Origin of the sequence: Pseudomonas veronii (genome assembly GCF_002028325.1) — a bacterium.
GTDB classification, from domain to species: Bacteria; Pseudomonadota; Gammaproteobacteria; order Pseudomonadales; family Pseudomonadaceae; genus Aquipseudomonas; species Aquipseudomonas veronii.
Genome location: NZ_CP018420.1, coordinates 5080853 through 5093372, shown reverse-complemented (window position 1 = coordinate 5093372; position 12520 = coordinate 5080853). Strand labels below are relative to the sequence as shown.

Sequence of the window (12520 nt, the reverse complement as noted above, 5' to 3'; positions counted from 1 at the left end):
AAAGTCTGTTATAGAAGAGAAAAGTGTGGGGGCGGCAGAGTGGACAAGGTTGACGAACAGATCATTGCTGCCTTGAAGGACGACTCCCGGGTCAGCCTGGCGCAGCTGGCGCGACAAGTTCACAAGTCGCGAACCGCCGTGGAATCACGGGTTCAGAAACTGATCGAGAAGGGCATTATCCTCGGCTTCACCATCAACGTCGCCGCCGATGAAGAAGCCCAGCAATCGGCGTTTTTGATGCTCACGCTCAATGGCAGCAACTGCCACCTGGTGTTTCCGAAGATCTACCAGTTCCGTGAAGTGGTTCAGGCTTATTCGCTGTTCGGCGACGTCGACATGATGCTCGAGGTCAAATACCGCAACTTTGAAGAGCTGATGGTGTTCAAGGACAACCTGCTGAAGATCGAGCATGTGCGCGAGGTGGTGGTCAACCCGGTGCTCAAGGCCTGGCGGTAGCCGCTGCTGTTCTGGCAGCGGCTATGCGGTTCCAGCCTCAGGCGTGATCGTGTACGGTCTCGAGAAAGTGATGACTCAAGGCCGGCATTCGCTGGCGCAGGGTGTCGACGAACTCTTCGATGACGGCCTGGTTGAAGGCCAACGGCGTATCGTCGTGCCCCAGCACCACCACCAGCAGGCTCGACGAGTCCTTCGTCAGCCTGAAGTCATGGGCGTCGGCGTCGACCTTGCCGATGCTCGCCAGGGGCACGTCACCGCAGGTATAGACGATATCGCCCGCTGGAATCGTAATCTCCTTCTTGGCGAACAGCGGGCGGAAAGCCCTGGGCGCCTCCGAGCGCATGACGTAGATGTCATCCCGCCGATGGTAGGTGTGTACGCCGATGCTGACCCCATGCCGGATCGCCACGGCGTTATAGGCATCGACGATGTTGTTGATGGGGTATACGCCCTTGGCGATGAAGCGCCGCAACAGTTTCTCGTTGGCGCTCACGGTGTTTTCGTAGCCGAGCTTCTTGAGTTGCTTGGCAAAACCTTCGTAAATGACGTTGGAGTCCAGCTCGTTGAGGTGGGACGCAACGTGATTCAGGTTGCTTTGCAGGACACTGACGAAGCTCTGGTCGTCCGACACGGTAATGTCTTCGATAACCGCCGCGCACGCGTTGTTGATGCCCAGATCACTGGCTGACTTTCGGATGATCAAACGACTTTTCATGGTCTTAACACCACAGCTGTTTACGTAGATTGGCGCTGCTGATGTCCAGTTGCGGCGCCGAGAGGTGTTGCAGCCAGAACAGCCCCGGACAGGTGGCGAAGTCGATCGTGACCGGCGTGGTGTCGCCCGGGCGGATGAAGTAGCGGTGGCCGCAATAGGCCTCGTCCTCCATTACGCTCTGCAGGGCCTGCGGCGAGGGCGTGGCGAAGGTGCGTTGTTCGTCGGAGCAGAAGAACCCGATCCGACCGTGGCTGATCTGGCTGACCGCATCGGCGCGCGGGCGTGGGCGGCCGAGGTAGCTGTCGATGGCCAGCGAGAGCAAATCCGGGTGATACACCTGTTGAAACAGCAGCGGTGCGATGCCGCCATGCAAGCGGCCGCCGGCTTCAATCATCACCGGGCCGTGGGCAGACCAGATGATCTCCATATGAATCGGGCCGACCTCGATGCTCAGCGCCGCGGCCGCCTGGCGGGCATAGTCGGTCAGCGGTTGCAGGTCTTCGGCGCGGGGGTCGAGGGTGTCCAGGCTTTCGTAGACAAACATGCTGCCGTTTCTCTGGACCTTGGTGTACCTGCACACCGAGGCAATGATGTATACGCCGTCAAAGGCGACCATATCCACCACATATTCCGGGCCCGACACGAACGGCTGCACGATGAAACCGAGGTTGATTTCCCCCAGGTCGTTTTTGCGCTGCCAGGCCGCAGTGTCCAAGGCACTCTTGACGCCGGCCCGGCCTTGGGCGAACACCACGCCTTCGGTGGCGGCGGAATTGAGCGGCTTGACCACGTAGGTGGTCTTGTCGTCCAGCGTGGCAACCACCTCTGCAATGCGCGTCGGTGAGCTCAGCAGTTGCGATTCGATGTTCGCCAGCCCGTGTTTTTTCAGGGCGTGCTGCATGGAGAACTTGTTGCGACGCAGGTCGCTGGTGACGCGGCTGTTGCCGGGAACGCGCAGGACTTCGGTGAGGTAGTCGGTCAGGTAGATCGCGGTTTCGCAACCGGCGATCACGGCGCTCAGTGACAGCGGTTCGAGGATCTCCAGCAAACCCTCTTCCCAGTGGTAGACCGCCTCGAAGTTTTCCCTGATCAGGTCATCGGTGAAATGCGCGGGCAAGCTGTCGGTGGAAATCACGGCAAAGCACCTCACGCCCTGAGCCTTGAGCAAGGGCGCGTAGAGTTTACCTGTGGAGAACGGGTCAACGATCAGTACGGTTTCCAAAGCAGGTACTCCTATTTTGTGGTGGCGGTGGCCGCGACGGCAGGGGTGAGGTTCCACGCCAGTACGGCAGCGGCCAACAGCGCGGCGGAAACGATCATCAGCACGCGCGCACCTTCGAGGCCGAGGAAGCTTGTGGTGGTGAAGAACGTCAGGATCATCGGCGCCGAGCCACTGACCAGCAGGTAGTAGAGCGAGCTTTTGGCGGCGATCACGTCGGCGATCCGTGCGTTGGGCGCCGACTCGATCAGGGTTTTACGCAATTGGATGCGCAGGCTGTTGATGCAGAAACCCAGCAGGAAAGCGGCGGCCATCATCACGTAGAGGTTATGGAAATAGACGATTGCCACGTCGGCCAGGATCACCAGCAGGATCGCGCTGTAGCTGTTGAGCTTGATCCGTGGCAGCACCGCGGCACTGAACGCACCGAGGCCCGCCAGGCCGCTGGCGACGCCAAACAGGGTGGCGTTCCATTCGTTGAGCTTCTGGAACACGATCGGCACCAGGCTGTTGAAGGCGCCGATATGGAAGCCGATCATGCTCAACACGATGATCAGGATGTACAGGTTGCGCGGCAACTGTAGAGACTGCGCCGTGTGGGTGTCGGCGACTTGCTCGGTGGCGTCGGCGGTGGGCGTGGCCGCGACAAAAAGAATCGCCGCCAACGACAGGATCGCCCCCAGGCTGATGATCTGCAGGGTCTGGTTGACCGTGAACACATCCACAATCACCCCGCCCAGCAGCGCTCCACCGAAGGCCCCGATCTGGATGGAGGTTTGCATCAAGCGCGCCGAGGTGTCGCTGTTGGTCAGCCCGGCCAGCACCAGCTTGGTGTTTTTCGATTCCAGGGTACTGATGGTGAAGTAGTCGGTGACTCCCACCACGAAGGCAATCGCCAGGAAGCCGATCGGCAACAGCGCCGCGTCGGTAAACGACAGCCCCAGCACGGCGGCGAACGCGGTCAGGCGAATGTACAACAGCCGTTTCATGCTCAGTTCAATGGTGAAGAACCGGCCGATGTACTGCTCGCACAGATACGGCACCACGGTCGCCACGCATAAGGTGGCGCCCACCAGGAAGGTCGAGCCGGTGGTCTCCAGGCCGAACCAGACCATGGCAATCACAATCGCCATGTCCAGGCCGGTGAAGAGGGTCACGATCGAATAAAACGCAGCAAGGGTCGATTTATTATTCATGGGCACCATCAGTCGTAACGAGAGAGTTTAAGGAGAGGTACGCACCGCTCGGTGTCACCAATGACGGTGCTGATCTGGTTTCTGACGCGAACGGTGGGCAGCGACTTCTTTTCCAGGTTGCAGACCTTGTAGGCGTTGTCGTGCCAGGGGCAGATCACGCTTTGCCCGTCACCCGTCACTTCCCCCATGTGCAGCGGGCCGCCGCGATGGGGGCAGGCGGTCGGCAGCAGTTGAGTCGAATGTGCATGGCGCTTGAGAAAGTAGGTTTTCCCTTCCACCGCCACATAGTGGGTGTGGCTGAGGTTCAGGCTGATGGCTTTCATGGGGCGGCGTCCTCAAATGGCCGTGACGGTGTAAGTGCAGGACGGGCTGACGACGCGGGTGCCATGCAGCATGCCCTTGGGAATCACCACGCCTTCCCCGGCCTTGAGGCGCACGCTCAGTTCGGGGCTGGCGACGAAATCCAGCTCGCCGGACTCGACCCAGAACAGCTCATCGTTGGGGTGGGTATGCAGCACCGAAAGCTCGTGTTCAGGCTCGGTGATCGTCAGGTCCACTGGCTTGCGGCCTTGGAGGGCGCTGGCTTGGGCACGGTGTTCGTCCAACTCGTCATGCCACTTGATATGGGCATACAGCTCTTCGTCGGCGATGTCCTGCAGTAAGCGGAACTCCTCGAAACCGCGGATAAGGTCGGGGATGATCGCGTTGCCGAACTGCTTGATCATCGGCAGGATCAGGCGTTGCAGGGCCATTCTTCCGTGATGCACATCGATGTGTGAGTGCTCGTCGAAGTATTCGGTGGAGACGGTGCCGTTGAAGATGGTCTTGATGGCGCGCGACTGATGCTGGGTGGTCAGGGCCAAGGTGGCTTCGGTGTAGTACATGGCGCCGATATAGCGGAACAGCTCGCCATGGTTGGCCGACACGTAGTGGAAGTAGTTGGTGAGCGACAGCGAGGCCGGGGTATAGAACTGCCAGTAGTGATGCACGTGAGGGGACATGTCCATGTCTTTGAGCATGTCTTCAAAAATGGTGCTGTGCTTTTTCTTGTCGATGCCGTAGCCGTATTCGTCGATCAGGATCTTGAACAGCTCGCTGGTGTACACGCCGCTGTTGCCCAGCACATTGCGCGCCATGGCCGAGGCTTCACTGAGGAAGTCGCCGGCGCATTGCGTCATGAAGAACCGCGCGGCACGTTCGGGATGGCGGCTGGTGGTCAGGACTTCATGGAGTTTTGAATCGGAGCGGGCCACATCGTCCAAGACCTTGTCGGTGTGGGCGACAAAGGCGTCCAGGCACCAGGGGCCGTTGATGTGCACCTCTTCCTTGAGCCAGTTGTAGAGGTAGTGCTCCAATAACGGACGAATCTTTTTACCCGACGCGGCATGCAATGGGTCATAAAATTCCTTGAATACCTTGAGATCCAGCGCCATGGGCGGCTTGGGTAAAAAGACCAAGTCTTGCTCATAGATATTCAATAATAAACGTTGCGCCAAAAGATGCTGGCTGTGTGAGAGTTGCTCGCTTGTCAGGCAACTGCTGATAATCGAATCGGTCACGTCCTGCGGCCTTGAAGGCCGCTGGTAGGGGCTGTCGGTATAAAAGTCGCGAGGTTGAGAAAAGGCAGTTGCACCGCAGTAATGAGTCAATGCTTCCGCATCCGAACTTAATACAAAGTGTGCCGCATCATCTGAAAGCTTAGTTGTCCATAACATAAGTAACGCCTTCTCACAGAGTTGTTCGATGGCCAGATGCTATAGCTTTGGTTTTTCTAAAAACAGATTAAAAACCGGGTGCCTGAATAGTGAAATTCACTAAACGTATAGGTAGAGTTTTCTTAGTTGCGGCGTCGGTTTGATTTTGCCGCGTGCGGCAACTAGACATGTTCCTCGGTTATTTACCGAGTTGGCCTGGCCTGTAGCGCAAGGCCTGATTGGGCGCGGGGGCGCGTGGTGATTCGACCGGCGAGGGGCACGCGAGCCCCGCGCCGTCTGCCTTGTCAGCGCTCCAGCGCTTGGGCGGTCGTGGTGTTCTGCGTCATTGCGAACAGCCCGCTGCGCAGGTCCGTGCCGCTCGGCTGTTGATACAGGCTCAAGCCGAATTCCGGCAGCACCGCCAGCAGGTAGTCGAAGATATCCCCTTGAATCCGCTCGTAATCCGACCACGCCGTGGTGCGGGTGAAGCAGTAGATTTCCAGCGGCACGCCCTGGGCGGTGGTTTGCATCTGACGCACCATGCAGGTCATGTTCGGCTGGATGTCCGGGTGGCTTTTCAGGTAAGCCAGGGCATACGCGCGGAAGGTGCCGAGGTTGGTCATGCGCCGGCGGTTGGCCGACAACTGCGCGCTTTGGCCCTGGGCTTCGTTCCAGGCCTTGAGTTCGGCCTGCTTGCGGCTGATGTAGTCGGTGAGCAGGTGGACCTGGGTCATGCGGACTTCTTCATCGTCGCGCAGGAAGCGCACGGCGCTGGCATCGATAAACAGGCTGCGCTTGATCCGACGCCCGCCTGACGCCTGCATGCCGCGCCAGTTCTTGAACGACTCGGACATCAGGCGCCAGGTCGGAATCGAGACGATAGTCTTGTCGAAATTCTGCACCTTGACCGTGTGCAAGGTGATGTCCACCACGTCACCGTCCGCGCCGACCTGGGGCATTTCGATCCAGTCGCCGACCCGCAGCATGTCGTTGCTGGTCAACTGCACGCTGGCGACGAACGACAGCAAGGTGTCCTTGTAGACCAACAAGATAACCGCCGACATCGCACCCAGGCCGGACAGCAGCAACAGCGGCGAGCGGTCGATCAGGGTGGCGACGATGATGATCGCGCCAAACACGAACAGAATCATCTTCGCCAACTGCACATAGCCCTTGATCGAGCGGGTACGTGCATGTTCGGTGCGCGCATAGATGTCCAGCAGGGCGTTGAGCAGCGCGCTCATGGCCAGCACCACGAACAGGATGGTGAACGCCAACGCCACGTTGCCGATGAACAGCGTTGCGGTCTTGCTCAGGTCCGGCACCAGGTGCAGGCCGAACTGGATCACCAGCGATGGGGTCATCTGCGCCAGGCGGTGGAAGACTTTGTTGTGGCGCAAGTCGTTGAGCCAGTGCAGGGCCGGTTGCCGGCCGAGCAATTTGACCGCATGCAGAATGAGGTAACGCGCCACCCGTCCGAGCAACAGTGCCACCACCAACAACACCAGCAAGCCCAGGCTGGAATGCAGCAGCGGGTGTTCATCGAGGGCGTTCCAAAGGTCTTTGACGTTGAGCCAGAGCTGTTTGATATCCATGGGTGAAACCGATTCTTCTGTAAGACAAGACCGGTCGATTAGAGCATTTAAGAGCAGCTACATTGGCGTTACAGACAAACGCCTTAACAAAAAAGCAGCTGATTAGCCCTGTTCGCGTAAAGAAACTCGGTTTGGACGCTCGAAACCGTTACCCTATGCAGCTGATATTTTGTATTTCTTCGAGGTAGCACCCGTGTTTTCCCAATTCGCCCTGCACGAACGCCTGCTCAAAGCCGTGGCCGAGCTTAAATTTGTCGAGCCTACGCCTGTGCAGGCAGCGGCCATCCCGCTCGCGCTCGAAGGGCGTGACCTGCGGGTGACGGCTCAAACCGGGAGTGGCAAGACGGCCGCTTTCGTCCTGCCTATTCTTAACCGCCTGATCGGCCCGGCCAAAGTCCGCGTCAGCATCAAGACCCTGATCCTGCTGCCGACCCGCGAGCTGGCCCAGCAGACCCTGAAAGAAGTCGAACGTTTCTCGCAGTTCACCTTCATCAAGTCCGGCCTGATCACCGGCGGCGAAGACTTCAAGGTTCAGGCCGCCATGCTGCGCAAGGTCCCGGACATCCTTATCGGCACCCCGGGCCGCATGATCGAGCAACTCAACGCTGGCAACCTCGACCTCAAGGAAGTCGAAGTGCTGGTGCTCGACGAAGCCGACCGCATGCTCGACATGGGCTTTGCCGATGACGTGCAGCGCCTGGTGGCCGAGTGCGTGAATCGTCAGCAGACCATGCTGTTCTCCGCCACCACCGGCGGTTCGACCCTGCGCGACATGGTTGCCAAGGTCCTGAACAACCCCGAGCACCTGCAGGTCAACAATGTCAGCGACCTGAACGCGACCACGCGCCAGCAGATCATCACCGCTGACCATAACGTCCACAAAGAACAGATCCTCAACTGGCTGTTGGCCAACGAGACCTATCAGAAGGCCATCGTGTTCACCAACACCCGCGCTGCGGCTGATCGCATCTACGGCCGCTTGGTGGCGCAGGATTACAAGGCGTTCGTCCTGCACGGCGAGAAAGACCAGAAGGACCGCAAGCTGGCAATCGACCGCCTCAAGCAAGGCGGGGTGAAGATCCTGGTCGCCACCGACGTCGCCGCGCGCGGCCTGGACGTCGACGGCCTGGACATGGTCATCAACTTCGACATGCCCCGCAGCGGCGACGAATACGTCCACCGTATCGGTCGCACCGGGCGTGCTGGCAACGATGGCCTGGCGATCTCACTGATCTGCCACGGCGACTGGAACCTGATGTCGAGCATCGAGCGCTATCTCAAGCAGTCGTTCGAGCGCCGCACCATCAAGGAAGTCAAAGGCACCTACACCGGGCCGAAGAAGGTCAAGGCTTCGGGCAAGGCCGTAGGCGTGAAGAAGAAAAAAGTCGACGGCAAGGGTGACAAGAAGAAGGCCGGTGCCAAGTCGCCGACCAAGCGCAAGATCGCCAACCGGCCGAAGACCGACAACCTGTCGTTGGTCAGCAAGGACGGCATGGCGCCGCTCAAGCGCCGCAAGCCAGAAGCACCGGCTGCCGAATAAGGCTGGGCCGCGATAAAAAAACCGGACGCTGTCCGGTTTTTTTTGCCTGCGGTTTTTTGCCTTGGCCGCAGCTTCTTTCTGCCCAGTTGAGGCGGCGAACGTCTGGAAAGTACACAGAAGTGACGTCTGTCCATTCGGCTGAACGGCCGCTGACGAGACGTGTCCCAACTCTGAACGGGCTGCTTTTCCTTTTGGCCCGCAGGAGGAATCAGGATGACGACTTACAACTGGGATCTGATCGAACGGCTGTTGCATGAAGTGCAGAATGGCGAGGGTAGCTTTGCCCCGCGTAAGTACGCCGAGCAGGAGGCCGCCGAGAAGGTCATGGCGGGCGAGTCCACCGGCAATCTGGATGTGTTGAAAAAAACCGCTGCGGATTACGAGGCGCTGTTGCTCAAGCGCGGGTTTATCGAGTCGCGGCCCGAGGACGAGGGGGGTAATGGTGAGAACTTTATCCTGACGCCACGAGGAGCCCAATTGCTGGCGTTGATCGACAGCTCGATACCGGGCCACGCTCACCCGCGTCAGGTGCTCGATGAGCAGGCGGATGCGCTGGAACCGGCGACGTTCGACGACGTGGCGTCCAAGGCGGCGATTGCCTGAAGGGCCTGTGGGCGCGATGTTGCTCCCACGTTCTAGTCAGCGGCGGCGTTGAGGCATTTGAGCGCCTTGAAATCGCTGCGCACGCCCGCGATTTTGTGCGTCAATTTCTGGCGTTGTTGTACGCTGCTTTGCGCCATTAGATCCACGATCAGGCTGCGCGCGGCTGTTTCCGTCTGGGCATCGGCCTGTCGATATTCCGGGGTCCATGCGCGTTCGCGGTCCACCAACAATTGTTGCATTTTCTGCGCAAAGTCAGGGTCGTGGCGTTGTTGCACAGCGTCGATGAACTGCGCCTGCCAGCGGGCGCGGTTGCCGATCCACTGTTGGTTCTGGTCACCCAGCTCCGCAGACCAGGCCACCACCCGTTGCTGCTGGCTGGCGCTGAGCGGCCCGATCCACGCATCGAGGCGCTTGCTCATGCGCTCGGCGCGCGCCTGGATCTGTCGCGGCAGGGGCGGTTTCAGGTATTCGTCCTGGCGTTTGCGCAGGTCTTTGGCCAGGGCGTCGTTCATGTCCTTGACCTGCTGGTCGTCCAGCCCGCGCAGCAAGTGGACCGCCGACGGCGTGATCGCGCGCGCGATCTCGCTCACCGCCTGTTTGGCTTCGTCGGTATGGCTCTGCAAGGCGCTGTCGCTGACCTGATGGTTGTCGACCATCTGTTGCAGGCGGTCGAGCCAGTCCAGATAACCTGGTAACTGCGTGGTGCAATGCCAGGCCAGGTGTTGCTGGAGGGTGTCGTTGAACCAGCGTTTCTGCCCGGCGTTCATGTCCAGGTAGTCACTGAGGGTCCACGGGATGATCACGTCGAGATTGCGGTAGGCCAAACCCACGCGGTTGCAGCCGCCAAGCACCAGGCTCAGGATCACGAATGGCAGCAGAAAGTTGAGCCGGCTCAGCATGGGCGGGTCCTTGCGCAGAGGGGGTTAATGCATGTGAACCCGCGCTGGGTGCGACAGTTCAGCCCATCAATAAAACGTCCGCGCTGCCTTCAAGGTCAACAGCCCATCGCATTGCGAATTGTGTCCGGAGTAGGCCGAGCAGTCGCCGCCGTTGAGGCTGGAGTCGCTGTAGATCAGGTCAAGGTCAACGCCCATCCACGCCCGTGAAAATTGCACCGACCAGTCACTGAAACTGCGGATCGAACCGCCGTCCACCGAGACCGGGCTGCCCAGTTGATGCGTGGTGTACTTCATGCTGACGCCGATGCCGAACGGCTGTGTGCCGCCAAGGTCGGCGAACAGGGTGCTGTCCTGGCGGTCGGGGTCGTTGCTGAAGGACGCGCCGAAGCGATTGCCCAGCAGGTTCAGGCCGCCATAGAACTCCTGGCTGTCAAGGGGGCTGAGCGAGGGATAGCTGTAGTGGATCAACCCCACTTCGTAGCCGAGCGTCTGGTCGAAGGGGTGTTTGAACCCCATGTACGAGTCGATTTCAAGGTTGCTCGCCGAAGACAGGCCCATGTTCGGTGAGAACTGGCCGATGTACAGGCCGCTGTCGTGGCTCAGGTCGAGGCCGCCGTGGAAGGCGTCGCTGCCCGGCGATGTTGGCTTGACCAGGCCCTGGGCCATGCTGCGGCTGGGCGTGGTGCCCAGTTTCAGATCGAAGTCGCCCAATTCGCGCTGGAAAATCTGCGCTTCGGCCAAAGGGCTGGCGGCGAGGGCGGCGAGCAGGAAAATACAGGTTTTGAGCATGCTTCACTCCATGAAAAGCGAGGAGCAGTAACGGAAGGTATCAGGCAGATGCCCGTGCTAGACGTGTGCAAGCATACCGGCGAATGCCGGACGGTGAGGTCCGTTGGTCGATTTTGTGTCGCGGGAGAAGCAATGGGGTGTTTCGGGCTCTAGTCCTAGCGCCTTGTTGGCAAGACGCTTAGGGACCAGGTGTGTTGCGCGGTCAGCTTACTTCTTGCCCAGGCTGATCTGCTTGGACGGGCCGAAAGTCTGGCCGCTGACGCCCTTGGCAATCTGCTGGATTTCGCCACCGGACTTGAGGAACGCAGCGATCTGGCTGTTGATCGACTCGCTGGTTTCGACGGCGGGAGCTGGCTTTGCTTTGCTGTTGGATGCTTTTACGCGCATGGCGGCCACTAACCTGTAGAAAATTAACTTGGCCAGGCATCGTACAGGAAATGCTTGACAATTGCTTGGTAAATATCCCCTTGTATTTGGTGCGCTGGCTGAAATCGGCAAAGTTCGTCGTCGAAATAAGCCTCTAACTTACTGTTTTAACTCGAAACCACGCGGTCTGTCGGGCGCCGCCGGCGCGGCGGAATTCAGCCGATTGATCAGACGAGCGGGGCGGTGCCGGTAGAATGCCATGCGAACCCGCGAATTTTCAGGCGTGCGCGCGTGCCGGACGCAACTCGGGTAGAATGCCGCCCACGCAATGAGGGTATTGGAAATGGCTTTAGTCGGGCGCTACAACAGCTTGCAAGTGGTTAAACACACTAACTTTGGTTTGTACCTGGATGGTGCGCAAGACGGTGAAATCCTCTTGCCTAATCGGTATATCCCCAAAGATATTCCCAGTGAAGATGAAGACTGGCTTAACGTATTCATTTATCTGGACAGCGATGACAAACTTATCGCCACCACTGAAAAACCAAAAGTTCAAGTTGGCGAATTTGCCAGTTTGAAAGTTGTGGAAGTCAACAGCATCGGTGTCTTCCTCGATTGGGGCTTGCCCAAGGATCTGTTGCTGCCGTATTCGGAAGAAAAGCGTCAATTGACCGCTGGCGAATATTGCGTGGTGCATGTCTATCTCGACAAGCACACCAAGCGCATCACCGCCACCGCGCGCCTTGACCGCTACCTGGACAAGACGCCCGCCAACTACCAGGTTGGCCAGGAAGTCGACCTGCTGGTGGCCGAGGCCACGGACATGGGCTTCAAGGCGATCATCAACAACAAGCACTGGGGCCTGATCCACAAGAACGAAGTGTTCAAGTTCCTGCGTCCGGGCAAGGAAGAGAAGGGCTTTATCAAGGAAATCCGCGCCGACGGCAATATCAGCCTGAGCCTGCAACCGGTCGGCCAGGAAGCGGCTTCCAGCCTCAACTCGAAGATCCTCGCCAAGTTGCGCGAAAACAACGGCAGCCTGCCGGTCAGCGATAAAAGCGACCCGGCGGTGATCAGCAACTTGTTCGGCGTCAGCAAAGGCAACTTCAAGAAGGCCATTGGTGCGCTCTACAAGCAGGGCCAGATTGTGATTCATGCCGATCGCATTGAACTGAGCTGAGTGCGGTTTGCTCTTCTGTAGGAGCGAATCGCTCCTACAGAAGCTGTGCCGATGCCCCGTAAATCCTTGTTCTGTCGGCCTACGGCGCAGATGACCTGAGCAACTTGAACACATTCCTCAGCGCCGCCTAGTGCGCAGTCAGGCACCTGTGTGCACAACGGGTGTGCAAGTGATTGTGTACAGGATTAAGGCGTGCACCGTTGCTGAGCGGTATACACCGATCTAACTCTCTATACATCCTTTGGCACCCCGGCCAGTGGGGATTGTG

At 59.0% G+C, this 12520-nt stretch carries 13 protein-coding genes; 4 read left to right on the top strand and 9 right to left on the bottom strand.

The features are described from left to right. Positions 1–39: 39 nt before the first annotated feature. On the top strand, positions 40–456 hold the full coding sequence (locus PverR02_RS23180; RefSeq protein ID WP_017845284.1) for an Lrp/AsnC family transcriptional regulator: 417 nt from the start codon (positions 40–42) through the stop codon (positions 454–456). Between the two features lie 37 nt (positions 457–493). Here PverR02_RS23180 and PverR02_RS23175 read toward each other — a convergent pair whose 3' ends face one another. The 6 genes from PverR02_RS23175 to PverR02_RS23150 form a co-directional block, all read right to left on the bottom strand. Beyond that, positions 494–1171, bottom strand: a complete 678-nt coding sequence (locus PverR02_RS23175; RefSeq protein ID WP_017845285.1) for a phenylalanine--tRNA ligase beta subunit-related protein — start codon at positions 1169–1171, stop codon at positions 494–496. A 4-nt stretch (positions 1172–1175) separates the two neighbouring features. After that, positions 1176–2393 (bottom strand): ATP-grasp domain-containing protein, encoded by a 1218-nt coding sequence (locus PverR02_RS23170; protein WP_079444485.1) that lies wholly within the window; start codon positions 2391–2393, stop codon positions 1176–1178. 11 nt (positions 2394–2404) lie between these two features. After that, positions 2405–3586 (bottom strand): MFS transporter, encoded by a 1182-nt coding sequence (locus tag PverR02_RS23165; RefSeq protein ID WP_046382468.1) that lies wholly within the window; start codon positions 3584–3586, stop codon positions 2405–2407. A gap of 8 nt (positions 3587–3594) precedes the next feature. Further along, on the bottom strand, positions 3595–3909 hold the full coding sequence (locus PverR02_RS23160; RefSeq protein WP_017845288.1) for a Rieske 2Fe-2S domain-containing protein: 315 nt from the start codon (positions 3907–3909) through the stop codon (positions 3595–3597). Between the two features lie 12 nt (positions 3910–3921). Next, on the bottom strand, positions 3922–5145 hold the full coding sequence (locus tag PverR02_RS23155) for an iron-containing redox enzyme family protein (RefSeq protein ID WP_227778707.1): 1224 nt from the start codon (positions 5143–5145) through the stop codon (positions 3922–3924). 440 nt (positions 5146–5585) lie between these two features. Further along, positions 5586–6875, bottom strand: coding sequence for a mechanosensitive ion channel family protein (locus PverR02_RS23150; protein ID WP_079444483.1), 1290 nt, complete (start codon positions 6873–6875; stop codon positions 5586–5588). Positions 6876–7068: 193 nt separating this feature from the next. Between PverR02_RS23150 and PverR02_RS23145 the strand changes: the two genes are divergently transcribed. Beyond that, positions 7069–8415, top strand: a complete 1347-nt coding sequence (locus PverR02_RS23145; protein ID WP_017845291.1) for a DEAD/DEAH box helicase — start codon at positions 7069–7071, stop codon at positions 8413–8415. Positions 8416–8628: 213 nt separating this feature from the next. Further along, a complete protein-coding gene (locus PverR02_RS23140) occupies positions 8629–9018 on the top strand; it encodes a hypothetical protein (RefSeq protein WP_046382471.1) in 390 nt (129 codons plus the stop codon). A gap of 32 nt (positions 9019–9050) precedes the next feature. Here PverR02_RS23140 and PverR02_RS23135 read toward each other — a convergent pair whose 3' ends face one another. The 3 genes from PverR02_RS23135 to PverR02_RS23125 form a co-directional block, all read right to left on the bottom strand. Further along, positions 9051–9917 (bottom strand): DUF6279 family lipoprotein, encoded by an 867-nt coding sequence (locus PverR02_RS23135; protein ID WP_079444482.1) that lies wholly within the window; start codon positions 9915–9917, stop codon positions 9051–9053. Between the two features lie 66 nt (positions 9918–9983). Further along, positions 9984–10706: a TorF family putative porin gene (locus PverR02_RS23130; RefSeq protein WP_079444481.1), complete on the bottom strand. Its 723-nt coding sequence runs from the start codon at positions 10704–10706 to the stop codon at positions 9984–9986. 207 nt (positions 10707–10913) lie between these two features. Further along, positions 10914–11093, bottom strand: a complete 180-nt coding sequence (locus PverR02_RS23125) for a hypothetical protein (RefSeq protein ID WP_003193095.1) — start codon at positions 11091–11093, stop codon at positions 10914–10916. Positions 11094–11415: 322 nt separating this feature from the next. Between PverR02_RS23125 and PverR02_RS23120 the strand changes: the two genes are divergently transcribed. After that, the gene (locus PverR02_RS23120; RefSeq protein WP_028617391.1) at positions 11416–12252 is read left to right on the top strand and encodes a CvfB family protein; all 837 of its coding nucleotides are present in this window, start codon (positions 11416–11418) and stop codon (positions 12250–12252) included. The last annotated feature ends 268 nt before the right edge of the window (positions 12253–12520 follow it).